The sequence below is a fragment of the Nocardioides sp. GCM10023255 genome (assembly GCF_042653125.1).
Taxonomy (GTDB): Bacteria; Actinomycetota; Actinomycetes; order Propionibacteriales; family Nocardioidaceae; genus Nocardioides.
The window spans coordinates 281,859-304,069 of record NZ_JBHSHU010000001.1 but is presented as its reverse complement, the minus strand read 5'-3'; the positions used below and the strand labels follow the sequence as shown (position 1 = coordinate 304,069).

At 72.8% G+C, this 22,211-nt stretch carries 25 protein-coding genes; 16 read left to right on the top strand and 9 right to left on the bottom strand.

Annotation, left to right across the window (positions count from 1 at the left end; genetic code table 11):
* Window positions 1–195: 195 nt before the first annotated feature.
* The 6 genes from hemL to ccsB are packed head-to-tail and all read left to right on the top strand — an operon-like array spanning window position 196 to window position 6,222.
* The gene (gene hemL, locus ACFO9I_RS01490) at window positions 196–1,560 is read left to right on the top strand and encodes a glutamate-1-semialdehyde 2,1-aminomutase (RefSeq protein WP_379177094.1); all 1,365 of its coding nucleotides are present in this window, start codon (window positions 196–198) and stop codon (window positions 1,558–1,560) included.
* A complete protein-coding gene (locus ACFO9I_RS01485) occupies window positions 1,557–2,237 on the top strand; it encodes a histidine phosphatase family protein (RefSeq protein ID WP_379177092.1) in 681 nt (226 codons plus the stop codon). The genes hemL and ACFO9I_RS01485 overlap by 4 nt, the downstream gene beginning before the upstream one ends.
* A gap of 2 nt (window positions 2,238–2,239) precedes the next feature.
* On the top strand, window positions 2,240–2,845 hold the full coding sequence (locus tag ACFO9I_RS01480) for a TlpA family protein disulfide reductase (protein WP_379177090.1): 606 nt from the start codon (window positions 2,240–2,242) through the stop codon (window positions 2,843–2,845).
* A complete protein-coding gene (locus ACFO9I_RS01475) occupies window positions 2,838–3,599 on the top strand; it encodes a cytochrome c biogenesis CcdA family protein (RefSeq protein ID WP_379177088.1) in 762 nt (253 codons plus the stop codon). Before ACFO9I_RS01480 ends, ACFO9I_RS01475 begins: the two co-directional genes overlap by 8 nt.
* Window positions 3,596–5,206 carry a cytochrome c biogenesis protein ResB gene (gene resB / locus ACFO9I_RS01470; protein ID WP_379177086.1) on the top strand — a complete coding sequence of 537 codons (1,611 nt, stop codon included), beginning with the start codon at window positions 3,596–3,598 and terminating at the stop codon, window positions 5,204–5,206. Before ACFO9I_RS01475 ends, resB begins: the two co-directional genes overlap by 4 nt.
* Complete coding sequence (ccsB, locus tag ACFO9I_RS01465; RefSeq protein WP_379177084.1) at window positions 5,203–6,222, top strand: c-type cytochrome biogenesis protein CcsB; 1,020 nt, start codon at window positions 5,203–5,205, stop codon at window positions 6,220–6,222. Before resB ends, ccsB begins: the two co-directional genes overlap by 4 nt.
* A gap of 27 nt (window positions 6,223–6,249) precedes the next feature.
* Here the strand turns inward: ccsB and ACFO9I_RS01460 are convergent, their stop codons facing one another.
* Window positions 6,250–6,447 (bottom strand): hypothetical protein, encoded by a 198-nt coding sequence (locus tag ACFO9I_RS01460; RefSeq protein ID WP_379177082.1) that lies wholly within the window; start codon window positions 6,445–6,447, stop codon window positions 6,250–6,252.
* A 44-nt stretch (window positions 6,448–6,491) separates the two neighbouring features.
* On the opposite strand from ACFO9I_RS01460, the gene ACFO9I_RS01455 reads away from it, so the two are divergent.
* Window positions 6,492–6,758: a DUF4229 domain-containing protein gene (locus ACFO9I_RS01455; protein WP_379177080.1), complete on the top strand. Its 267-nt coding sequence runs from the start codon at window positions 6,492–6,494 to the stop codon at window positions 6,756–6,758.
* 24 nt (window positions 6,759–6,782) lie between these two features.
* Here the strand turns inward: ACFO9I_RS01455 and ACFO9I_RS01450 are convergent, their stop codons facing one another.
* Both ACFO9I_RS01450 and ACFO9I_RS01445 read right to left on the bottom strand, forming a co-directional pair.
* A complete protein-coding gene (locus ACFO9I_RS01450) occupies window positions 6,783–6,911 on the bottom strand; it encodes a hypothetical protein (RefSeq protein WP_379177078.1) in 129 nt (42 codons plus the stop codon).
* Window positions 6,912–6,940: 29 nt separating this feature from the next.
* Complete coding sequence (locus ACFO9I_RS01445; RefSeq protein WP_379177076.1) at window positions 6,941–7,831, bottom strand: 1,4-dihydroxy-2-naphthoate polyprenyltransferase; 891 nt, start codon at window positions 7,829–7,831, stop codon at window positions 6,941–6,943.
* A gap of 83 nt (window positions 7,832–7,914) precedes the next feature.
* Here ACFO9I_RS01445 and ACFO9I_RS01440 point away from each other — a divergent pair, with 83 nt between their 5' ends.
* From ACFO9I_RS01440 to ACFO9I_RS01415, 6 genes are read left to right on the top strand one after another with little or no spacing between them, the layout of a single operon-like run.
* The gene (locus ACFO9I_RS01440; protein WP_379177074.1) at window positions 7,915–8,964 is read left to right on the top strand and encodes an AMP-binding protein; all 1,050 of its coding nucleotides are present in this window, start codon (window positions 7,915–7,917) and stop codon (window positions 8,962–8,964) included.
* Window positions 8,961–9,941, top strand: a complete 981-nt coding sequence (locus ACFO9I_RS01435) for an o-succinylbenzoate synthase (protein WP_379177072.1) — start codon at window positions 8,961–8,963, stop codon at window positions 9,939–9,941. Before ACFO9I_RS01440 ends, ACFO9I_RS01435 begins: the two co-directional genes overlap by 4 nt.
* Window positions 9,938–11,545 carry a 2-succinyl-5-enolpyruvyl-6-hydroxy-3-cyclohexene-1-carboxylic-acid synthase gene (gene menD, locus ACFO9I_RS01430; protein ID WP_379177070.1) on the top strand — a complete coding sequence of 536 codons (1,608 nt, stop codon included), beginning with the start codon at window positions 9,938–9,940 and terminating at the stop codon, window positions 11,543–11,545. Before ACFO9I_RS01435 ends, menD begins: the two co-directional genes overlap by 4 nt.
* A 46-nt stretch (window positions 11,546–11,591) precedes the next feature.
* Window positions 11,592–11,927 (top strand): hypothetical protein, encoded by a 336-nt coding sequence (locus ACFO9I_RS01425; protein WP_379177068.1) that lies wholly within the window; start codon window positions 11,592–11,594, stop codon window positions 11,925–11,927.
* Between the two features lie 37 nt (window positions 11,928–11,964).
* The gene (locus tag ACFO9I_RS01420; RefSeq protein WP_379177066.1) at window positions 11,965–12,885 is read left to right on the top strand and encodes a helix-turn-helix transcriptional regulator; all 921 of its coding nucleotides are present in this window, start codon (window positions 11,965–11,967) and stop codon (window positions 12,883–12,885) included.
* 42 nt (window positions 12,886–12,927) lie between these two features.
* Complete coding sequence (locus tag ACFO9I_RS01415) at window positions 12,928–14,802, top strand: cation:proton antiporter (protein ID WP_379177064.1); 1,875 nt, start codon at window positions 12,928–12,930, stop codon at window positions 14,800–14,802.
* A gap of 22 nt (window positions 14,803–14,824) precedes the next feature.
* Here ACFO9I_RS01415 and ACFO9I_RS01410 read toward each other — a convergent pair whose 3' ends face one another.
* From ACFO9I_RS01410 to ACFO9I_RS01395, 4 genes are all read right to left on the bottom strand, one after another.
* A complete protein-coding gene (locus ACFO9I_RS01410) occupies window positions 14,825–15,667 on the bottom strand; it encodes an alpha/beta fold hydrolase (protein WP_379177062.1) in 843 nt (280 codons plus the stop codon).
* Window positions 15,668–15,745: 78 nt separating this feature from the next.
* Window positions 15,746–16,336 (bottom strand): TetR/AcrR family transcriptional regulator, encoded by a 591-nt coding sequence (locus ACFO9I_RS01405; protein WP_379177060.1) that lies wholly within the window; start codon window positions 16,334–16,336, stop codon window positions 15,746–15,748.
* Between the two features lie 77 nt (window positions 16,337–16,413).
* Entirely contained in the window at window positions 16,414–16,914 is a 501-nt protein-coding gene (locus ACFO9I_RS01400) for a GNAT family N-acetyltransferase (RefSeq protein WP_379177058.1), read from the bottom strand.
* Window positions 16,911–17,519: a LysE family transporter gene (locus ACFO9I_RS01395; protein ID WP_379177053.1), complete on the bottom strand. Its 609-nt coding sequence runs from the start codon at window positions 17,517–17,519 to the stop codon at window positions 16,911–16,913. The genes ACFO9I_RS01400 and ACFO9I_RS01395 overlap by 4 nt, the downstream gene beginning before the upstream one ends.
* A gap of 54 nt (window positions 17,520–17,573) precedes the next feature.
* Here ACFO9I_RS01395 and ACFO9I_RS01390 point away from each other — a divergent pair, with 54 nt between their 5' ends.
* Window positions 17,574–18,209, top strand: a complete 636-nt coding sequence (locus tag ACFO9I_RS01390; RefSeq protein WP_379177051.1) for an MBL fold metallo-hydrolase — start codon at window positions 17,574–17,576, stop codon at window positions 18,207–18,209.
* 63 nt (window positions 18,210–18,272) lie between these two features.
* Here the strand turns inward: ACFO9I_RS01390 and ACFO9I_RS01385 are convergent, their stop codons facing one another.
* Both ACFO9I_RS01385 and ACFO9I_RS01380 read right to left on the bottom strand, forming a co-directional pair.
* Entirely contained in the window at window positions 18,273–19,541 is a 1,269-nt protein-coding gene (locus tag ACFO9I_RS01385) for an isochorismate synthase (protein ID WP_379177049.1), read from the bottom strand.
* Between the two features lie 58 nt (window positions 19,542–19,599).
* Complete coding sequence (locus ACFO9I_RS01380; protein ID WP_379177047.1) at window positions 19,600–20,715, bottom strand: L,D-transpeptidase family protein; 1,116 nt, start codon at window positions 20,713–20,715, stop codon at window positions 19,600–19,602.
* A gap of 149 nt (window positions 20,716–20,864) precedes the next feature.
* Here ACFO9I_RS01380 and ACFO9I_RS01375 point away from each other — a divergent pair, with 149 nt between their 5' ends.
* Both ACFO9I_RS01375 and ACFO9I_RS01370 read left to right on the top strand, forming a co-directional pair.
* Window positions 20,865–21,557, top strand: a complete 693-nt coding sequence (locus ACFO9I_RS01375; protein ID WP_379177045.1) for a demethylmenaquinone methyltransferase — start codon at window positions 20,865–20,867, stop codon at window positions 21,555–21,557.
* 269 nt (window positions 21,558–21,826) lie between these two features.
* Complete coding sequence (locus tag ACFO9I_RS01370; protein ID WP_180935403.1) at window positions 21,827–22,186, top strand: NADH-quinone oxidoreductase subunit A; 360 nt, start codon at window positions 21,827–21,829, stop codon at window positions 22,184–22,186.
* Window positions 22,187–22,211: the final 25 nt, after the last annotated feature.

Below are 22,211 nucleotides of genomic sequence, written 5' to 3'. Positions count from 1 at the left end.
ACGAACTGTGTCACACCGAGTTACGCCAGCGACCGTGCGCTGAGACGCAGGTCACGTCCCGTGGACGAGACGATGCTTCCCGCCGGCCATGACGGTGAAACCCATTGTCCCCCGGGAGTGGTCTGGCGCACCCCCGAGATGGTGTAGGAGCGGGCTGCCGGTCGCCCCATTTCCCCGCTCGGGGACAATCGCAGGGTGACTCCTGTCGGACCCCCCAGCAACCCGTCCGGAAATGCCCCCGGCACGGCCCGGTCGGCGTCCCTGTTCGACCGTGCCCGGGCCGTCACGCCCGGGGGCGTGAACTCGCCGGTGCGCGCCTTCAACGCGGTCGGCGGCACCCCCCGGTTCATGCGCTCGGCGCAGGGCGCGTGGTTGACCGACGTGGACGGCAACGAGTACGTCGACCTGATCTGCTCCTGGGGCCCGATGCTGCTCGGGCACGCGCATCCCGAGGTGCAGGCGGCCGTGCAGGCGGCGGTGGCCCGCGGCACGTCGTACGGCACCCCGACCGAGCCGGAGGTCGAGCTCGCGGAGGAGATCGTCGCGCGCACCCCCGTGGACCGGGTGCGGTTCGTGTCGTCCGGCACCGAGGCGACGATGTCGGCCATCCGCCTCGCCCGCGGCTTCACCGGCCGCGACGTCGTCGTGAAGTTCGCCGGCTGCTACCACGGCCACGTCGACTCGCTGCTGGCCTCGGCCGGGTCCGGCCTGGCGACCTTCGCGGTGCCCGGCACCCCCGGCGTCCCCGCGTCCTCGACGGCGCTGACGCTGGTGCTGCCCTACAACGACCGGGCCGCCGTCGAGAAGGCCTTCGCCGAGCACGGCGACGAGATCGCCTGCCTGATCACCGAGGCCGCCCCCGGCAACATGGGCGTCGTCCCGCCCGAGCCGGGCTTCAACGCCTTCCTGGCCGAGACCTGCGCGCGGCACGGTGCGCTGTTCATCAGCGACGAGGTGATGACCGGCTTCCGGGCCAGCAGGCTCGGGCAGTGGGGCCTCGACGGTGCGCAGGAGGGCTGGCGACCCGACCTGGTGACCTTCGGCAAGGTGATGGGGGGAGGCTTCCCTGCGGCCGCCTTCGGCGGGCGTGAGGACGTCATGTCCCGGCTCGCGCCCGAGGGGCCGGTCTACCAGGCGGGCACGCTCTCCGGGAACCCCATCGCCACCACCGCCGGGCTGACCACGCTCCGGCTCGCGACCGACGAGGTCTACGCCCACATCGACGCTGCCGCCGACACGATCCGGTCCGCGGCCGCCGCGGCGCTGGCCGCGGCCGGCGTCCCGCACGTCGTCCAGTCGACCGGGACCATGTTCTCGGTCTTCTTCACCGACCCCGCCGACGGGCCGGTCCGCGACTTCGACGACGCCTCGCGGACCGACTCGATTGCGTTCGGAGCCTTCTTCCACGCCATGCTGGACCGGGGGGTCTACCTCCCACCGTCGGCGTACGAGGCCTGGTTCCTGTCCTCCGCGCACGACGACCGCGCCGTGCAGACCGTGCTCGACGCCCTGCCCGAGGCCGCCCAGGCCGCCGCCCGTGCCCGCGAGGACCGCTCATGAGCCAGACGCCCGACACGATCGTCCACCTGCTGCGCCACGGTGAGGTCCACAACCCCCGAGGCGTGCTGTACGGCCGCATGGACGGCTTCCACCTCTCCGAGCTGGGCCGGGCGATGGCCGAGAAGGTCGCCGGCGCGATCGGCGACCGCGACATCACGCACCTGCGCGTGTCGCCGCTGGAGCGGGCCCAGGAGACCGCCCAGCCCCTCGCCTCGGCCCGCGGGCTGGACATCGTCACCGACGCCCGGGTGATCGAGTCGACCAACGTCTTCGAGGGCAGGCGCTTCGGGCCGGACGACAAGGCGTTCCGCAAGCCGAGCACCTGGGTGCACCTGTGGAACCCCGTCAAGCCCTCGTGGGGCGAGCCCTACAAGCTGGTCGCCGCCCGGATGATGGCGGCCGTCGAGGACGCCCGTGACGCCGCCCGCGGCCACGAGGCCGTCATCGTCTCCCACCAGCTCCCGATCTGGATCACCCGGCTGCACGTGGAGAAGCGCTCCTTCCTCCACGACCCGCGCAAGCGGCAGTGCACCCTCTGCTCGCTGACCTCCCTGCACTTCGTGGGCGACCGGCTCACGCAGGTGTCCTACTCCGAGCCCGCGGGTGACCTGATCCCTGCCCGCGACAAGCGCGCCCCGTTCTCGGCGGGCGGGGCGCCGGAGGAGCACAGGCCCTGACCATGCGCCTCGCCGGACCTCCCCGGACCCACGCCCCCCGACGTGCGGCCGCCGCGGTCGCCCTCGCCTGCCTGCTGGCGGTGACGGGCTGCTCGTCGCTGTCCGGGACCGGGGACCAGGGTTTCGTGACCAGCGACGGCTCGGTCGAGGAGGTCGCCGTCGCCGACCGGGGCGACCCCGTCACCCTGAGCGGCACCGACCTCGACGGCAAGGATCTCGACCTCGAGTCCTTCCGGGGCACGCCGGTCGTCGCGGTGGTGTGGGGCTCGTGGTGCACCCCCTGCCGGGCGGAGGCGCCCGACGTCGTGGCCGCGGCCGACGAGCTCGGCGACAAGGCGCAGTTCGTCGGCATCAACATCCGCGACGGCTCGACCGAGCAGGCCAAGAGCTTCGTGCGCCGGTTCGACGTGCCGTACCCCTCGTTCTCCTCGCCCGACGGCAAGGCGCTGCTGGCCTTCCAGGGCACCCTGACGCCCAACTCGATCCCGAGCTTCGTGGTGCTGGACCAGGAGGGGCGGGTGGCCGCCAGCATCATCGGCCAGCTGCCGTCGAAGACGACCCTGGTCGAGGTCGTGAAGGACGTGTCCGAGGAGTCCGTCGATGGGTGAGTGGTTCCACGACACCGCCGCGTCCGGCTCCCTGGTCCTCGCCGTGCCGGTGGCGCTGGTCGCCGGGCTGGTGTCGTTCTTCTCGCCCTGCGTGATCCCGCTGCTGCCCGGCTACCTCTCCTACGCCACCGGCCTGTCGGGCGCGGACCTGGCCAGCGGCGCCGCGGAGGCGCGGCGCGGCCGGATGCTGCTCGGCTCGCTGCTGTTCGTGCTCGGCTTCACCGTCGTCTTCGTCGCCCTCGGCACCCTGTCCGGCGCCGTCGGTGCGTGGCTGGTGACCTGGCGGGAGACCCTCACCGTCGTGCTGGGCGTGCTGACCATCGCCCTCGGCCTCGTCTTCGCCGGCTGGTTGCCGTTCCTGCAGCGGGAGTGGCGGGTGCACAAGGTGCCGGCCGTGGGCCTGGCCGCCGCTCCGGTCCTCGGGTTCCTCTTCGGCCTCGGCTGGGTGCCGTGCATCGGTCCCACGCTCGCCGCGATCACCTCCCTCTCGCTCAACGAGGCCACCGCCGGCCGCGGTGCGCTGCTCTCCGCGGTGTACGCCGTGGGGCTGGGCGTGCCGTTCGTCGCCGCCGGGCTGGCCTACCGCCGGGCGCTGGGCGCGTTCGGGTTCATCCGGCGCCACCAGCTCTGGGTCACCCGCGCCGGCGGCCTGATGCTGGTCGCGGTCGGTGTGCTGCTGATCAGCGGCTGGTGGGACCAGGCCGTCACCTGGCTCCAGGTGCACCTGGTGAGCTCGTCCGAGGTGTCGGTGTGAGCAGCTCGGTGCGGGACCAGCGGCCGGAGGGCCACGTCGACAACGCGCCGTCCGGCGACCGTCGGCCGGGTGAGCTCACCCTGCGCGAGTTGCTGCGCTGGACCTGGCGCCAGCTCACCTCCATGCGCACCGCCCTGGTGCTGCTCCTGCTGCTGGCGCTGGCCGCGATCCCCGGCTCGATCATCCCGCAGCAGGGCGTCGACTCCCTCAAGACCTCGCGGTGGCAGGACGCCCACCCCGAGCTGACGCCGGTCTACGAGAAGCTGGGCCTGTTCTCGGTCTACGACTCCCCGTGGTTCTCGGCCATCTACATCCTGCTGATGGTCTCGCTGGTCGGGTGCATCGTGCCGCGCACGTTCGTCTACTGGCGTGCGTTGCGCGCGAGGCCGCCCGCCGCGCCCCGCAACCTCGGCCGCCTGCCCGACCACGCGTCGTACACCACCGACCTCGCGCCGGACGAGGTGCTCGCCGGCGCCCGCGGGCTGCTGCGCCGGCGCCGCTACCGGCTCCTGGACGGCGAGGACGCCGTCTCCGCCGAGCGCGGCTACCTGCGCGAGGCCGGCAACCTGCTGTTCCACCTCTCGGTGCTGGTGGTGCTGGTCGGCTTCGCCATCGGCGGGATGTTCGGCTACAAGGGCGGGGTCATCCTCGTCGTCGGCAACGGGTTCTCCAACAACCTCACCCAGTACGACGACTTCGTGCCGGGCAGCCTGTTCCGGGCCGAGGACATGGAGCCGTTCTCCTTCGACGTCAACGACTTCTCCGTCGACTGGCTGACGTCGGGACCGCGCAAGGGCATGGCACGGGAGTTCGACGCGAGCCTGACCTACCGGGAGACCCCGGACTCGCCCGAGAAGAAGTACGACCTGAAGGTGAACCACCCGCTGACCATCGGCGACAGCGAGGTCTTCCTGATCGGGCACGGCTACGCCCCGGTGATCACGGTGCGCGACGGCAAGGGGGACGTGGTCTACAGCGGCCCGACGATCTTCCTGCCCACCGACCAGACCTTCCGGTCCTTCGGCGTGGTCAAGGCCCCCGACGCGGAGCCGACCCAGATCGGGCTGGAGGGCGAGTTCTACCCGACCTACGCGTTCACCGACAAGACCGGCCCCTTCTCGGTGTTCGGCAACGACCTCAACCCCGCCATCTCGATGCTCGTCTACACCGGCGACCTCGGCATGGACGACGGGACGCCGCAGTCGGTCTACGCGCTGGACAAGGCGAAGACCACGATGCTGAAGAAGCCCGACGGCTCGATGTTCCGCGTCGACCTGCAGCCGGGCCAGACGACCAAGCTCCCGAACGGGCTGGGTTCGGTGAGCTTCGACGGCGTCAAGCGCTGGACCAAGATCCAGATCAGCCAGACGCCCGGCAAGCGGATCGCGCTGGCCGGCGTGGTCCTGGCCCTGATCGGGCTGCTCGGCTCGCTGTTCATCCGGCCCCGGCGGGTGTGGGTTCGTGCCCGCCGGGAGGATGGGGTCACACTGGTGGAGGTGGCCGCGCTGGACCGCTCGGGCGGCGGTGACGTGGCCACCGTGCTCGCCGACATCGTGGCCGCCCTGCCGGGCGCGCCGCGCAAGGACGCAGGAGAGGACAAGTCGTGACCGACGCCGCATGGGAGACCCTCAGCAACCAGGCCGTGGCGGCCTGTGGAGTCGTCTACTTCCTGGCGCTGCTCGCCCACCTCGTGGAGTGGAGCTCGCTGCGGCACGTCCCGGCCGAGGCCACGTCCACCGCCACGAGCACCACCGCGGCCGAGGGTGGCGCGGTGGCGGTGGCCACCGGCGGCCCGGAGCCCGACGCGGATGGCGCCGCAGCGCGTCGTACCGCCCTGTTCGGACGGCTCGGGCTGATGCTGACCGGTATCGCGGTGGCCGTGCACTTCGTGGCCCTCCTGGGACGCGGCATGGCCGCGGACCCGAACCGGGTCCCGTGGGGCAACATGTACGAGTTCACGCTCTCGGGCACCTTCGTGGTCGCGCTGCTCTACCTGGTGCTGAACCGGAAGTTCGCGCTGGCCTGGATGGCCCCGATCGTCGTCGGCTTCGTGCTCGCCCTGCTCATGGTCGCGGTGCTGTGGCTCTACGACCCGGTCGCACCGCTGACCGAGGCGCTCGACTCCTACTGGCTGGTGATCCACGTCGTCTCGGCGATCATCGCCACCGGCGCCTTCACCCTCGGCGGCATCACCTCGGTGATCTTCCTGGTCAAGGAGCGCCGCCCCGGGCCGGCCACGGGTCCGCTCGCGCGGATCCCCAGCCCCGAGGTGCTCGACCGGATCTCCTACCGGATCCACTCCTTCGGCTTCCCGGTGTGGACCTTCGCGGTCCTCATCACCGGCCCGATCTGGGCGCACCAGGCCTGGAGCAGCTACTGGAACTGGGATCCCAAGGAGGTCTGGGCCTTCATCACCTGGGTCGTGTACGCCGCATACCTCCACGCGCGCTCGACCGCGGGCTGGAAGGGGCGCAAGGCCGCCTGGCTGGCGCTGCTGGGCATGGCGACGCTGTGGTTCAACTTCATCGGGATCAACTACTTCTCGAGCACCAGCCAGCACTCGTACGCCTCGGCGCCGGTCGTCTCCGAGACGGTCGAGCCGGTTCAGACGACCAGCCTCTGACCGCCGCCCGGGCGGGCACCCGGGCCGCTAGGCCTCCGGGTCCTTCGGGTGCTTGCGCTTCCGGTCCAGGTCGCGCAGGAAGTCGGGATCGTCGTCGGGCCCGAGCGGGCGGCTGGGTCGTGAGGGCGGCTGGTGTCGGGGCAGCACGCCCCGCCGCTGGATCGCGCGCACGATGAGGTAGACCGCCACCGCGACGAGGATCACGACAAGCAGGAACTTCAGCACACCTCAAGGGTAGGCGCCCGGTGGTCACCGCCTACCCTGAAGGCGTGAAGGAGTTCGTGGTCTACACCGCCCTGCGCATCGTGCTGTTCTTCGCCTCGCTGGCCGTGGTCATCGGGGTGTGGATGCTCCTCAGCGACAGCGTCCCCCTGCTGTGGGCGGTCGTCATCGCCTTCGTGATGAGCGGCATCGCGTCGTACTTCCTGCTGAACCGGCAGCGGGCGGCGTTCGCCCGCCGGGTCGACGAGCGCGCCAACCGGGCCCGGGCCCGCTACGAGGAGATGCGGGCGCGCGAGGACGCCGACGACTCCTGATCGTCCACCCCGCGCGGTCCGTGCTCAGTGCTTGCGACGGTTGAGCTGGCGCTCGACGCGTCCGCGGTCCTGGCCGAGGACCTTGGCGAGGATCGGGACGCGGAACTTGTAGAGCACGACGGCGGCGACCACGATCAGCAGGATCCAGAGCATGGCCCGAGCCTACGTCGGGGCCCGCAGGATCAGGCCGCGACGACGAGCGGGGCGGCCACCAGGGCCGCCCAGAGCAGCTCGGCGACGCCGGTCTGCTGGAGCACCGGGATAAGCCCCGGCCCGGTCGCACCGCCGCGCACGGTCCGCACGGCGCGGGCCGCGACGACGAGGAAGCCCAGGCCCAGCAGCGCCCACCAGGTGGTGGCCACGGCCACCGCCACGACCGCCGCGGCCGCGGCCAGCACCAGGAGCAGGTAGAGCGCCCGGGTCCGGCCGTCACCGAGACGCACCGCCAGGGTCCGCTTGCCGGCCACCACGTCGGTGGGGATGTCGCGCAGGTTGTTGGCGACCAGGATCGCGCAGGCGAGCGAGCCGATCCCGACGGCGGCGTACAGGGCCGCCCACTCCCAGGTCTCGGTCTGGACGTACGTCGTGCCGACGACGGCCACCAGCCCGAAGAAGACGAACACCATGACCTCGCCAAGGCCCAGGTAGCCGTAGGGCGTCGAGCCTCCGGTGTAGTACCAGGCCGCCACCACGCACAGCAGCCCGACCGCGACCAGCCACCAGGCGGTCGTCGCGGCGAGCGCGAGGCCGGCCACCCCGGCCACGCCGAACGCCAGGAACGCCGCCCGCTTGACCGCGCCCGGGCTCGCCGCGCCCGAGCCGACCAGCCGCATCGGGCCGACCCGGTCGTCGTCGGTGCCGCGGACGCCGTCGGAGTAGTCGTTGGCGTAGTTGACGCCCACCTGGAGGGCCAGGCTCACGACCAGCGCGAGGAGGGCCTTCCACCACACGCCCTGCCAGTCGTCCCAGGCGCCGGCGTACACCGCGACACCGGTGCCGGCGAGGACGGGGGAGACGGCGGCAGGGAGGGTGCGGGGTCGCGCTCCGGCGAGCCATTCGGCGGGGGTTGCCACCCGAGGATTCAACCAGCAGGTCCGCCGTGCCGACCCAGTGGTCGGCCCGTCGGGCTCGGCGGCTCGGTGCGAGGATGCCTCGCATGGATCTGCTCCGACCTGTGGGGGGCCCGACCCGAGACGTCGTGGCCGCGCTGGCGGCCTGGCTGGACGAGCCCGGGGAGCCCGAGCCGCTGGTCGTCGAGACGTCCGGCTCAACCGGACGGCCCAAGCGGGTGGTGCTGTCCCGGCGGGCGGTGCTGGCGTCCGTGACGGCCACCGAGCGACGTCTCGGGGCCGCGGGCCGCTGGCTGCTGACGCTGCCCGCGTCGTACGTCGCGGGGCTGCAGGTGGTCTGCCGCTCGCTGGTCGCCGGGCTCCCGCCGCTGCTGCAGGAGGAGCACGGATCCTTCGCCGAGGCCACCGCCGCGCTCGTCTCGTCCGGGCCCGCCGACCGGGCCCGCTTCGTCTCCCTGGTGCCGACCCAGCTGCACCGGATGCTCGAGACCCCGGCCGAGGTGGAGGCGCTGCGCTCCTTCCACACGGTGCTGCTCGGCGGGGGCCCGGTGGACGCCACGCTGCGGGACCGGGCCGCGGCCGAGGGAGTCCGCGTCGTGGCGACGTACGGCTCGTCCGAGACCGCGGGGGGCTGCGTCTACGACGGCTACGCGCTGGACGGGGTGGCGCTGGCCATCGGTCGGGGCGGTCGGATCCGGATCGGCGGACCGACGCTGTTCGAGCGCTACGAGGACGACCCCGAGCTGACGGCGTCGGTGCTCGAGGACGGCTGGTTCCTGACCTCCGACGCCGGTCGTCTCGACGAGGACGGGCGCCTGCACGTGCTGGGTCGCCTCGACGACGTCGTGGTCAGCGGGGGCGTGAACGTCCCCGCCCCGGCCGTCGCCGCGCGGCTGCGCGAGCACCCGGGGGTGGTGGCCGCGGAGGTGCTCGGCGTGCCCGACGAGGAGTGGGGCAACCGGGTGGTGGCCTTCGTGGTCGCGCCGGGCGGCCTCGCGCTGGACGAGGCGCGGGCGTGGGTCGGCGAGACGCACCCGCGGTCGTGGGCGCCGCGCCAGCTGGTGCCGCTCGACGAGGTGCCGCTGCTGGACAACGGGAAGCCGGACCGGCTGCGGCTGCGGGGGATGCTCCGGTGACCGGGGAGGTCCGCGTCTGGTCGGTCCCGATGCGCACCCGCTTCCGCGGGATCACCGTCCGTGAGGGGGTCCTGGTCCGCGGCTCCGGCGGCCGCTGGGGCGAGTGGAGCCCCTTCCTGGAGTACGACGCGGCGGTCGCCGCGCCGTGGCTGCGCTGCGCCGAGGAGGCCGCCGCGGGCGACTGGCCGGAACCGCTCCGCGAGTCGGTGCCGGTGAACGTGACCGTGCCGGCGGTGGGTCCGGAGCGCGCCCGGGAGATCGTGCTGGCCGGCGGCTGCACGACCGCCAAGGTCAAGGTCGCCGAGCCCGGCCAGACCCTCGGCGACGACGAGGCCCGGCTGGAGGCGGTCCGCGACGCGCTCGGTCCGGCGGGTCGGGTGCGGGTGGACGCCAACGGGGGCTGGGACGTCGACGAGGCGGTCGGGGCGGTCCGGTTGCTGGACCGCGCGGCCGGCGGGCTGGAGTACGTCGAGCAGCCCTGCGCGAGCGTCGAGGAGCTGGCCGCCGTCCGCCGTGCCGTCGACGTGCCGGTGGCGGCCGACGAGTCGATCCGTCGGGCCGCGGACCCCTACCGGGTGCGCGACCTCGAGGCGGCCGACGTGGCGGTGCTGAAGGTGCAGCCGCTGGGCGGGGTGCGGGCGTGCCTGCGGATCGCCGAGGACATCGGGCTGCCGGTCGTCGTGTCGTCCGCCCTCGAGACCAGCGTGGGGATCGCCGCCGGGGTGGCGCTGGCGGCGGCGCTGCCCGAGCTGCCGTACGCCTGCGGGCTGGCGACCGTGCAGCTGCTCACGGCCGACGTCGTGACCGCGCCGCTGCTGCCGGTGGACGGCGCGCTCCCGTTCTCGCGGCCGGTCGTCGACGAGGCGGCCCTGGCGGCCCTGGCGGCGGCGCCGGAGCGGGTGGCCCACTGGCAGGCCCGGCTCGCCGAGGTGCGCGATCTCGCGGACCGCGGCCTGGGGCAGGATGGTCGCTCGTGACGAACCCTGCCACCGGCCTCGCCCGGGCCGTCGTCTCCGCGCTGGTCGAGGCGGGGGTCACCGACGTGGTCATCGCCCCCGGCTCCCGCAACGCACCCCTCTCCTTCGCCGCGTACGACGCCGCCTCGGCCGGGCTGCTGCGGCTGCACACCCGGATCGACGAGCGGACCGCGGGCTTCCTCGCGCTCGGGCTCACCAAGGTCGGCACCCGTGCCGCGGTGATGTGCACCTCCGGCACCGCCGTCGCCAACCTGCACCCCGCGGCTCTCGAGGCCGCCCACGCCGGGCTCCCGCTGGCGGTCGTGACGGCCGACCGGCCGGCCCGGCTGCGGGGCTCCAACGCCAACCAGACCACCGACCAGGTCGGCATCTTCGGAGCGCTGGTCACCGGCCTCGACGTCGCCGGGCCCGACGGCGGCTGGGCGGCGTCGCTCGCGGACGGACGAGGACCCGTCCACCTCAACGTCCAGCTCGACGAGCCGCTGGTCCCGGACGACTCCTGGCGTCCCGGACCGTCACCGAACGGGCAGGAACACCGTGATGACGCCCCGGGAGCACGCGGTGGGGGACCACGTCGCATCTCCCAGGGCCCGCGGACGGTCGTGGTCGCGGGCGACGACGCCGGCCCGCCCGCGCGGGTCCTGGCCGAGCGCGCGGGCTGGCCGCTGCTCGCCGAGCCGACCAGCGGGTCGCGCACGGGGGAGAACGCGATCCGCTGCTACCGGCTGCTGCTCGACACGGACCTCGGACGCAGCATCGAGCGGGTCGTCGTCCTCGGCCACCCGACGCTGTCGCGTCCGGTGACCCGGCTGCTGGGTCGCGACGACGTCGAGGTGCTCGCCGCCCCGGCGCGCGGGGTCTGGCACGACCGGCCCTTCCCGGTCGCGGTGTCCCTGCCCACGGACCGGCTCGACGTGGACTCGCCCGCCGACCCGGCCTGGCTCGAGGCCTGGCGCGAGGCCGACCGGTCGGTGGGCCGGCAGCTCGACGCGCTGCTCGCGGCCGAGCCCGAGCTCACCCCGCACGAGGTGGCCGGCGCGGTCAGCCGGTCGTTGCCGCCCGAGGGCCTGCTGTTCGTGGGCGCCTCCAGCCCGGTCCGGGACCTCGACCTGATGGTGGCGAGGTACGCCGTCGGCGACCGCCGCAAGGTGGTCGCCAACCGTGGCCTGTCCGGGATCGACGGGACCGTCTCCTCCGCGATCGGTGCCGCCCTGGGCCGGCCCCGCACCTCGCGGGCGATCGCGCTGATGGGCGACGTGACGTTCCTGCACGACGCCGGCGGCCTGGTCCTGGGGCCACGCGAGGCACGCCCCGACCTCACGATCGTGGTGGTCAACGACGACGGTGGCTCGATCTTCTCGATGCTCGAGCAGGGCGCCGAGGAGTACGCCGCGCCCTTCGACACGCTCTTCGGGACTCCCCACGGCGTCGACCTGGCCAGCCTCTGCGCGGCCACCCGGACGCCGCACTGGAAGGTCGGCTCACGCGCGGAGCTCGAGCACGCCCTGGCCAACCCGAACGGCGGGATCGAGGTCGTGGAGGCGGTCGTGCGACGCGACAACCGGCGCGACCTCGACGCCAGGATCCGCGCGCTGCGCCCGTGACGGGCTCCCGGGTTTGGCGCGGTCGCCCCGGCGGGAGACTCGTGCCATGACCCAGCAGCCGCTCCCCGGGGTGATCCCGTACGTCGAGTTCCACCAGGGGCCCCGGCGGGTGCTGACCCTGCAGCTGACCACCGGCAACGCGATGGCGGTCTCCAAGCACCGTCCGATCGTGAGCATCGACGGCCGTCAGTACCTCGTGGTCTGGGGCGGGGTGCCCTTCGAGGTGCCCGCCGACCGCAACGTCCACGTGAGCGTCCACGTCGAGGTCGACCGGGTCTCGCAGGTGGCATCGATGCTGCTTCCGCCCGGTGAGCAGCCGCTGGTGTTCCGCTACGAGACCAACTACGGCTCCGGCGTGGGCAGCCTGACCCAGCAAGCGTGATCAAGGCGGTGCCGGCCAGCGCGGTCAGGATGGGGCCATGACCACGTCAGCCGACACCTTCGCGGAGTTCGTCGACCACCTCGCCGAGGCGCTCGACGACCCCCGCATCACCGAGGCGTCGGGCGAGGAGTGGGCCGCCCGGCTGCACTTCTCGCGGTACCACTTCGACCGGATGATCAGGTCGGTCGCCGGCGAGCCGCCCAGCTCGCTGCGCCGACGCATCCTCCTCGAGCGGGCGGCGTACCGCATGATCACCACCACAGCGCCGCTCATCGACGTCGCGGTGGAGGCCGGCTACGGCTCCCACGAGGCGTTCACCCGGGCCTTCACCAGGGCGTACGGCGTGCCGCCGGCGACCTGGCGGCGCAGGCCGGGGCACATCCAGATCGAGGCACCCAGCGACGTGCACTTCCACCCACCCGGCAGCCTGCGGCTGCCCGCACGAGACAAGGTGAGCTCCATGGAACTCCTGACCAAGATGGTCGAGCACCACGTCTGGCTGACCGGCGAGATGGTCCGCCTGGCCGAGCGCCTCACCGACGAGCAGCTCGACCAGCCGATCGAGCTCGACGTCGACGACGACCGCCAGACCATCCGGTCGCTGCTGTCGCGCCTGGTCGGTCAGATGGGCATGTGGAACGCCGCGATGGCGACCCGCGACTACGACTGGTCGGTGGAGGAGCACGAGTCGCTGAGCTCGCTGCGCGAGAGGCTGGCGACCGAGGGGTCGACGTACCTCGCCCACGTCCGCGAGGTCGTCGCGGCCGGTCGTCTGGACGACACCTTCGTCGACGCGCTGTGCGAGCCGGCCGAGGTGTTCACCTACGGCGGGATGATCGCGCACGTGCTCACGTTCGCCGCGCACCGACGGACGCTGGTGGTGCTGGCCTTCGGCAGGCACGGGATCTCCGAGCTGGGATGGGGCGATCCCATGACCTGGGTGGCGCAGCCGGCCTGAGACCCGCGGACCCGCTCAGGGCGGGTCCGCCACAATGTCGGGGTGGAGATCGCCCTGTTCCTCGTCGGACTCGCAGTGGCGGTCCTCGCGTTCACTGCGCTCGCGGAGCGGGTCGGCTTCCCGGCGCCCCTGCTGCTGATCGCGGTCGGAGTGGGCGCGAGCTACCTGCCGGGCATGCCCGAGGTGCACCTCGAGCCCGAGATCGTGCTGCTGGGGCTGCTGCCGCCCCTGCTCTACGCCACGGCCATCCAGAGCTCCCTGGTGGATTTCAACGCCAACCGGCGCGCGATCCTGCTGCTGTCCGTCGGCCTGGTCATCTTCACGACGCTGGGCATCGGGGTGATCGTGCACGAGATCCTGCCGAGCATCTCGTGGGGCGCCTCGTTCGCCATCGGCGCCGTCGTCGCACCCCCCGACGCGGTGGCTGCGACCGCCATCGGACGCCGGATCGGGCTGCCCCGGCGGGTGGTGACGATCCTCGAGGGCGAGTCGCTGCTCAACGACGCGACCGCGCTGGTGGCGTTGCGCACCGCCGTGGCGATCATCGCGGTGGGCTCGGAGAACGTCGTGGCCTGGCGCGTCGGCGCCGACTTCGTGTGGGCGGCCGTCGGTGGCGTGCTGGTCGGTGCGGTCGTCTTCGCCGTGGTGGCCTGGATGCGCACCAGGATCACCGACCCCGTGCTCGACACCGGCATCTCGTTCGTGATCCCGTTCGCGGCCTACATGGCAGCCGAGGAGATCCACGCCTCGGGCGTCATCGGGGTGGTGATCGCCGGCCTGCTGCTCGGCCACAAGGCGCCCATCCTGCAGACCGCGCAGTCACGGATCGCCGAACGGATGAACTGGCGGACCATCGCCTTCGTCCTCGAGAACACCGTCTTCCTGCTGATCGGGCTGCAGGCCCAGTGGCTCTTCGCCGACGTCGCCGACAGCGAGCTGTCGGCCGGTCGCATCGTCGCGGTCTGCGTGGCCACCCTGGTCGGGGTCGTGGTGCTGCGCATGGCGTGGGTCTTCCTCGCCCGCTACGCCCTGGTCCGTCCCGGCCCGGACCCCGACGTCGGCTACAAGCCGCCGTGGACGTTCACGTTCGTGCTCGGCTGGGCGGGCATGCGCGGCGTGGTCACGCTGGCCGCGGCGTTCGTGATCCCCGAGGAGGCCGAGCACCGTGAGGTCCTGCTGTTCGTGGCCTTCACGGTCGTGGCAGGGACCCTGTTCCTCCAGGGGCTGTCGCTGGGCTGGGTGGCCCGCCGCCTCGACGTGCCTGCCCCCGACCCGATGGACGACGCCCTGGCGCGGGCGACGATCCTGCAGCAGGCCTCCAAGGCCGGGTACGCCGAGCTGGACGGGATGGAGTTCGAGGACCCGCACGGCGTGGCCGACCTGATCCGCGACCGCACCGACCAGCGCAACTTCGCAGCCTGGGAGCGGCTCGGCACCACCGCCGACCAGGAGACGCCCAGCGAGCTCTACTCCCGCCTGCGGCGCGCGATGATCGACGCGGAGCGCCGCCGGGTCCTCGAGATCCGCCGTTCGGGCACGGTCGCCTCGGAGGTGATCAGCGAGGTGCTCTCGATGCTCGACGTCGAGGAGTCGATGCTCGAGATCGCCCACCAGGAGCACGACGAGCTGCGCTCGGTCAACGCCGTACGCCGACCGCACGGCGAGGTCTGCGACGACCTCGAGCGGCACCCCGCGGTCGACGAGGAGCCGCCGGACGCCTGCGAGGAGTGCCTCGAGGAGGGCACGCAGTGGGTCGCCCTGCGGCGGTGCCTCGAGTGCGGCCACATCGCCTGCTGCGACTCCTCACCGCGCCAGCACGCCACCGCCCACTTCCGCGAGGCCCAGCACCCGGTGATGCAGTCGGCGGAGCCCGGCGAGGACTGGCGCTGGTGCTACGTGCACCACCTGACGGCCTGACCGCCCACCTGCGGGCACCTGCTCAGGCCGCCTGCGCCCGCTGGCCGCCTCCGATGAACGCGACCACCCGGGCGATCACGTCCGGGTCTCGCAGGATCCGTCGGTGCCCGAGGCCCTCGGTGGTCACCAGCGACGCGTCGGGGAGCCCGTCGACGAGCCGCTGCGCGTCGGCGTACGCCGTCTGCCGGTCTCCGACGTCGTGGACCACCAGCGTCGGCACCGGGTCGACGTGCGCCGCCTGGTGCCGGGCGTCGAACTCGGCCACCGGGACGCCCACGAAGGCGTGGACCTCCCGGTCGAAGGCCCGTCGGGTCCGCTCGCCGAAGCCGAGCGCGCCCTGGAACTGGTCGAACAGGCTCCCGACCTCCACCAGCGGCGCCAGCAGCACCAGTCGCCTGGTGCCGAGCCAGCCGAACCGCAGGGAGAGGTACGTCGCCACGGCGCCGAGGGAGTGCGCGACGACGGCCTCGGCCGGTCCGAACCGCGCGAAGACCGCGTCCAGCGCTTTCCCGAGCTCCACGCCGTGTGAGCGGCGGGGGCCCGCCGGTCCGGGGTCGGAGTCGCCGTGCGCCGGGCCGTCGAACAGGACCACCCGGTGCCCGGCCGCCACCAGTGGCTCGACGAAGCCGGCCAGCTGGCTGCCGCGGCCGCCCCAGCCGTGCACGAGGTAGACCGTCGGGCCCTGGCCGAAGACGTGGCCGCGGACCCGGGCCCCCTGCGCGGTGACGACGAACGGCTCGCCTCCCGGGGGCAGCGGGGCGGCCGGCACCGTGGGCGGCACCGCGAACCACAGGTCGCGCGCCCGGCGCCCGGCGGCCCGGGGCGCGAGCACCTCCGCCGAGCGGAAGAAGGCGCGCAGCGTCATTCGGCGGGCACGAACGATCGTGCTTTTCTGAAGCGATGAAGCGGTCATGGGAAGGCCTCTCGGTGCGGGATGGGTGGGTCAGCGAGCCCTGGCTCGCTCGATGATCGACTCGAACGCGGCGCGGGCGCGGTCGAGGGCGTGCTCGTCGCCGAGCAGGCGGGCTGCGTGGTGGTAGCCCATGATCAGCCCCTGGATCTCGAAGGCGACCTGGCGCGGGTCGACGTCGGGCCGGAAGTCGCCCTCGGAGATCGCGGTCTCGGCGACCGCGGCGATGGTGTCCTGCCAGTCGCGCTGGTCGGCGACCAGCGCGTCGCGCATCGGCCCGGGCTGGTCGTCGAACTCGATGGACCCGGTCACGAAGATGCAGCCCCCGGGCAGCACCTCGGACTCCCAGGTGAGCCAGCGGTCGAACAGCTCGCGCAGCCGTCGCTCGCCCCGGGGTGCGGCCAGTGTCGGGCGCACGGTGGTGTCGATGAACCGGCGACGAGCGTGCGCCAGGGTCTGGAGCTGGAGCTGCTCCTTGGACCGGAAGTGCGCGAACAGGCCGCTCTTGCTCATGTCGGTCTGCTCCGCGAGCTGGCCGATGGTGAGCCCGGTGAAGCCGACGCGGGACGCGAGTGTGAGCGCCTCGTCCAGGATCGCGGTCCTGGTCTCCTCGCCCTTGGTCATGGACCGAGAATAGAACGATCGTGCTTTTTGCTGCAAGGTGGTGCAGTCCAGCGGTCCGACGGCTCGGCCGGGAGCGGTCAGGTCCCCGCGCGGACCATCCGCACGTGCAGGCCCTCGTCGTGCTCGTCACGGGTGCCGTCGAGCCGGAACCCCTGCCGCTCGTAGAACCGGATCCCCCGGTCGTTGCCGTGGAGCACCCACAGGTACGCCGCCCGGTCGCCGATCGCCTCCTCGAGCAGCGCGTAGCCCACGCCCGTGCCCCAGTGGTCGGCCCGGACGTAGAGCGCCATCAGCTCGAGGTCGGTGTCGACGTCGTTGTCGCGCCCGGGCCCGGCGCTGACGAAGCCGACGAGCCCGTCGTCGGACTCGGCGACGAGCGTGTTGTCGCTCTGCTCGAGGATCTGCCGCCACCTCTCGACCCGGGACGGCACGTCGACACGGCGCTCGTCGAGCACCCGCTGGTCCATCAGCCCCGTGTAGGCGTCGTCCCAGCAGTCGAGGTGCAGGTGGGTGAGGGGCTCGGCGTCCTCCGGCACGGCCGGACGGATCGTGATGCGGTCGGTCCCCGGGGCGCTCATGCCAGCATCGTACGAACGGCCAGGGCGGCGATCACGGCCGCCGACACGAGCCCGGTGACGAGGTGGCTGCGGTGTCCGGTGGCGACCCGGCCCAGGGCCGCCCCGCCGCCGGCGAGCGTGAGCTGCCACGACGCGGAGGCCAGGAACGCCGCGGCCACGAACACCACCCCCTCCAGCGGCGTCGAGACCAGGTGCCGGTTCCCGAGCACGACCGCCGCGAAGTAGACCACCGTGGTCGGGTTGACCGCCGTGATGCCGACGAAGACCGCGTACGCCCGCGCGGGCGCCAGGGGAGCGGCCTCGCGGGTCCGCCCGCTCGTGGCCAGGGCGTGAGCGGCGGTGAGCGCGGCGATGACCAGGAGGACCACGCCCGAGGCGATCCGCAGCGGGGTGGCGACGGGGGCCAGCAGCGTCGAGAGCGCGGCCCCGGCGACCACCGCCAGTGCGGCGTACACCCCGTCGACGGTGGCGATGCCCAGGGCCCCGGCGGCGCCGACGCGGAACGACGTACGCGCCGTGAGCGTGACCAGGAACGCCCCGACCGCGCCGATCGGGATCGCGATCGCCCAGCCGGTGACGAGACCGGAGACGACCACCTCGAGCACGCGCCGATTCTCTCCACCGCCGGATCGCGACCGCCACGTGATTACGGTGTGCACATGCGCATCACCAAGTTCGGCCACGCCTGCGTCCGGATCGAGCACGACGGCAGGACGGTCGTGCTCGACCCCGGCATGTTCACCGACCCCGAAGCCGTCGCCGGCGCCGATGCGGTGCTGATCACCCACGAGCACCCCGACCACTACCTGCCCGACCACCTGCGCGCCACGGACGCCCGGATCTACACCATCGAGGACGTCGCGGCACGGATCCGCGAGGACGCTCCGGACGTCGCGGAGCGGGTGACCGTGGTCTCGCCGGGGGAGGAGTTCGACCCCGGCATCCCGACCCGCGCGGTGGGCGAGCTGCACGCCGTCATCCACCCGGAGTTCCCGCGGTTCCACAACAGCGGCTACGTCCTCACGGCCGGGGCGGAGAAGGTCTTCCACCCCGGCGACGCGCTCACCCATCCCGGGGAGCGCGTCGACGTGCTCCTGGTCCCCGTGTCGGCGCCGTGGATGCGGGCCGCCGAGGCGATCGAGTTCGCCCGCGAGGTCCGGGCGCCCCGCAACCTCGCCATCCACGACCGGGTCTACTCCGAGGCGGGGCTGAAGATCGTGGACGGCCACATGGCCGCGTTCCTGCCGAAGTCCGACCAGGAGTACGTCCGGCTCGCCGACGGCCAGGACCTCTGACCGCCGCGTGCGGCCAGGAGTGCGCTCAGGCGGCGCACCCCGCGCCGCGCGAGGCGGGGCAGGTCAGGGGGAGAGGGCGTCGCGGACCGGCACGAACTTCGCCTGCGACTCGGCCAGCTCGGCCTCCGGGTCGGAGTCGGCGACGATGCCGCAGCCGGCGAAGAGCCGGACCGTCGGGCCGTCGACGGAGGCCGAGCGCAGCGCGATGCCCCACTCGCCGTCGCCGCTGGCGTCCATCCAGCCGACCGGCCCGGCGTAGCGGCCCCGGTCCATCCCCTCGATCTCGGAGATCAGCGCGGTCGCGACGGGCGTGGGGGTGCCGCCGACCGCTGCGGAGGGGTGCAGCGCCTCCGCGAGCTGGAGCGAGGTGACGGTGGCGGCGTCGTGCACGACACCGGCCACGTCGGTGGCCAGGTGCATGACGTTGGGCAGGTGGAGGACGAACGGCGCTTCGGGCACGTTCATCGACGAGCAGTGCGGGTCGAGGGCGTCGGCGACCGAGCGGACGGCGTACTCGTGCTCCTCGAGGTCCTTCGACGAGCGGGCGAGCGTCGCGGCGAGCGCGAGGTCGCGGTCGTCGTCGCCGGTGCGCCGGATGGTGCCGGCCAGCACCCGCGAGGTCACCAGGCCACGCTCGCGGCGCACCAGCATCTCCGGGGTGGCGCCGAACATGCCGTCCACGTGGAAGGTCCAGCACATCGGGTAGGAGTCCGCGAGCCGGCGCAGCGGCCAGCGCACGTCGACCGGGGCGGTGGCGGTCGCGACCAGGTCGCGGGCCAGGACGACCTTCTCCAGGTCGCCGGCGCTGATCCGGGCGACCGCGTCGGCGACCACCGACATCCAGTGCTCGCCGTCCAGCGCGCCGTCGGCGAAGCTCACCTCGACCGGGGCCGGCGGCTCGTCGGCCACGCCGAGCACCGGCGCGGCGATGCTGTCGTGGCCGATGGTCGTGAGCCAGGTGGTGTCGCCGCGCCGGCCGACGACGACCTCGGGCACGACGAGCACGGAGTCGCCGGGCTCGTCGGCGAACGCGAAGGTGCCGAAGCAGACCAGGCCGGTGCCGGGCTCGTTGACCTCGTCGCGCACGACCGTGCGCGCCGTGGTCTCGGCCCACCACTTGACCGCGTCGGCGAACCGGGTCGCGCCGCTGGTGCGCACCTCGGCGGCGACGCCCCAGCCGACCAATCCGTCGCCCCGGCGCAGCCAGGTGACGGGGCGGTCCGTGGGCAGCAGGTCGAGCAGGGAGTCGACGGAGCCGTCGAGGCGGACCGTGCGTGCGACGAGGGTGCCGCGGGTCGCCGACTGCTCGTCGGGGGTCGCGCTGGTCGTCACGAGGGTGAAGCGTACGCCGGTGACCGAGGCCACTCCTCCGGCGGCGGGGGCAGTCGGATCAGGACCAGTAGATGACGACGGCGTCGCCCACCTGCACCTGCGCATACAGCCAGGCCAGCCCGTTGTAGTCGCGGACGTTGACGCAGCCGTGCGAGGCGCCGGCGTACCCGCGCGAGGCGAAGTCGGAGGAATAGTGCACCGCCTGGCCGCCGGAGAAGAACATCGAGAACGGCATCTCCGAGCCGTACAGGTGCGACACGTGGTCCTCGTCCTTGGTGTAGACGTGGAAGACGCCTTCGCGGGTCGGGCTGTACGACGCCCCGAAGCGCACGTCCAGCGTCTTGAGGACCTTGCCGTCGACCACCCAGCGCAGCGTCTGGCTGGTCTTGTCGATGCACAGCACGCGACCGGTCAGGCACCGCGCGTCCAGCGCGCCCGGCTGGTTGCTGCCGGTGGCCGGGAGCTCGTTGTACATCGCCGCGTGCGTGGGCGTTCCGGTCATGGCGTGCAGCCGGTCCAGCGTGCGCTGGTCGACCTCGCCGGTGACCGGGATCTGCCGCTTGGCCTGGAAGCCCTTGACCGCGGCCACCGTGTCGGCGTCGTAGCGGCCCGTCACGTCGCCGAACAGCCACTGGATCGACAACAGCCGGGCCTGCAGGTCGCGCACCTGGTCGCCGCTGGCGCCGGTCGCGAGGATCGCCGGGCCGGGGTGCAGCACGTTGAAGAGCTGGTCGTGGGTGGGCTGGTCGGTCATCGAGACCAGGCGCTTCCAGGTCCGCTGGTCGACGACGCCGGTGGCCTTCAGGCCTCGCTTGGCCTGGAAGCCCGCGACCGCCTCACGGGTGGCGGCGTCGTACTTGCCCGTGGTGGTCTCGGGGAACCAGGCGAGCTGGAACAGGCGGTGCTGGAGCTCGCGCACCTGCTCACCCGTCGCTCCGGGGTCGAGCACGTTCGTCGGCTCGGGATCGGGCTCGGGCTCCGGCGTCTCCGTGGCCTCCGGGGTCGGGGACGGCGTCGAGGACGTCGTCGGGGCGACCGGGGCCGCCGAGCCGTCGGAGGCCGCGGCCTCGTGCTGACCGTCGTAGTGGCGGACGGCGACGCCGGCGCCGTACGCCGTCACGCCCAGCACCGCGACCGTCAACACGGCCACGACCAGTGCACGCAGTGCTCTCATCTCTTGCTCCCGGATCAGGGAAGTCCAGCACGAACTTCCAGTGTCAGCAGGGAGACGCCCGAACCGGGCATTTGGTTGCGCGGCGTGGCGGCCGTGACCGTTTCGTTGCCGAGTGCCGACCGGCACCGCGGCCCCCGTAGTCTCTGCGCGTGGCCCGCGCAGAACTCGACAAGCAGCCGTCCGACGTCCGTCGCATGTTCGACGCGGTCGCCCGCCGCTACGACGTCACCAACGACGTGCTCTCGCTGGGTCAGGACCGCCGCTGGCGGCGCGACGTGATCGACGCGGTGGACCCCCGTCGGGGCGAGCTGGTGCTCGACCTCGCCGCCGGCACCGGCACCTCAAGCCAGCCGTTCGCCGACCGCGGCGCGACCGTGGTCCCCTGCGACTTCTCGCTCGGCATGCTCCAGGTGGGCAAGAAGGCCAAGCCGCACCTGCCGTTCACCGCCGGTGACGGGACCCGGCTCCCGTTCGCCGACGACACCTTCGACGCCGTCACGATCTCCTTCGGGCTGCGCAACATCGTCGACCCGCTCGCCGGCCTGCGCGAGCTGCGCCGGGTGACCCGGCCCGGCGGTCGCCTGGTGGTCTGCGAGTTCAGCCACCCCACCTGGGCGCCGTTCCGCACCGTCTACATCGAGTACCTGATGAAGGCGCTGCCCCCGATCGCCCGCGCCGTCTCGTCGTCGCCCGACGCCTACGTCTACCTCGCCGAGTCGATCCGGGCCTGGCCCGACCAGGAGGGCCTCGCGGCCCTGATCGGCGAGGCCGGCTGGCACGCGCCCGAGTGGCGCAACCTCTCCGGGGGCATCGTGGCCCTGCACAGGGCGACAGCCCGGTAGCAGCGGACCCGGCGGAGACGTCGGACGAGCGCAGTGGGGGAGGCGACCTGCACGGTCGCGTGCGTCCACCCCTGCCTCAAATACCCAACGCCTCCGTGCGCTAAATGCGCCGACGAGGCGGCGTTCCCGACACCCCCCACCCCCTCGTGCGGGCGGGGTGCAGGAGTGGCAGTATGTGTTCCGCGCCACTTAGTGATTCAGTTCACAAAGCCACAATCCGGCGGCGCAGGCCTGCCGGTCCGGGCGCGGGACAAGGAGGAACGCGAGGCATGGAGCTCTACACGCCGGTCCTGGCGTTGGCACTCCTCGCGGCGCTGTTCGCGGTGGGATCCGTGATCATGAGCGCCGTCGTGGGGCCGAAGCGGTACAACCGCGCCAAGCTCGACTCCTACGAGTGCGGCATCGAGCCCACGCCGCAGCCGGTCGGGGGCGGCCGCTTCCCGGTGAAGTACTACATCACCGCGATGCTCTTCATCGTCTTCGACATCGAGATCATCTTCCTCTACCCGTGGGCGGTCTACTTCGACTCGATGAAGTTCTTCGGCCTCGTCGAGATGGTCCTGTTCATCGCCACGGTCTTCGTCGCCTATGCCTACGTGTGGCGACGCGGCGGCCTCGAATGGGACTGAGAGCTGCGATGCACTGCACCTGCCT

What these genes read in the sequence shown, in the direction of transcription:
- ACFO9I_RS01425 (WP_379177068.1), top strand. Translation starts at nt 11,592, where the DNA reads ATGACCCAGCAGCCGCTCCCCGGGGTGATCCCGTACGTCGAGTTCCAC.
- ACFO9I_RS01400 (WP_379177058.1), bottom strand. Translation starts at nt 16,914, where the DNA reads ATGAGCGCCCCGGGGACCGACCGCATCACGATCCGTCCGGCCGTGCCG.
- ACFO9I_RS01405 (WP_379177060.1), bottom strand. Translation starts at nt 16,336, where the DNA reads ATGACCAAGGGCGAGGAGACCAGGACCGCGATCCTGGACGAGGCGCTC.
- ACFO9I_RS01440 (WP_379177074.1), top strand. Translation starts at nt 7,915, where the DNA reads ATGGATCTGCTCCGACCTGTGGGGGGCCCGACCCGAGACGTCGTGGCC.
- ACFO9I_RS01475 (WP_379177088.1), top strand. Translation starts at nt 2,838, where the DNA reads ATGGGTGAGTGGTTCCACGACACCGCCGCGTCCGGCTCCCTGGTCCTC.
- ACFO9I_RS01420 (WP_379177066.1), top strand. Translation starts at nt 11,965, where the DNA reads ATGACCACGTCAGCCGACACCTTCGCGGAGTTCGTCGACCACCTCGCC.
- ACFO9I_RS01480 (WP_379177090.1), top strand. Translation starts at nt 2,240, where the DNA reads ATGCGCCTCGCCGGACCTCCCCGGACCCACGCCCCCCGACGTGCGGCC.
- ACFO9I_RS01485 (WP_379177092.1), top strand. Translation starts at nt 1,557, where the DNA reads ATGAGCCAGACGCCCGACACGATCGTCCACCTGCTGCGCCACGGTGAG.
- ACFO9I_RS01410 (WP_379177062.1), bottom strand. Translation starts at nt 15,667, where the DNA reads ATGACGCTGCGCGCCTTCTTCCGCTCGGCGGAGGTGCTCGCGCCCCGG.
- ACFO9I_RS01450 (WP_379177078.1), bottom strand. Translation starts at nt 6,911, where the DNA reads ATGCTCTGGATCCTGCTGATCGTGGTCGCCGCCGTCGTGCTCTACAAG.
- ACFO9I_RS01370 (WP_180935403.1), top strand. Translation starts at nt 21,827, where the DNA reads ATGGAGCTCTACACGCCGGTCCTGGCGTTGGCACTCCTCGCGGCGCTG.
- ACFO9I_RS01380 (WP_379177047.1), bottom strand. Translation starts at nt 20,715, where the DNA reads ATGAGAGCACTGCGTGCACTGGTCGTGGCCGTGTTGACGGTCGCGGTG.
- ACFO9I_RS01390 (WP_379177051.1), top strand. Translation starts at nt 17,574, where the DNA reads ATGCGCATCACCAAGTTCGGCCACGCCTGCGTCCGGATCGAGCACGAC.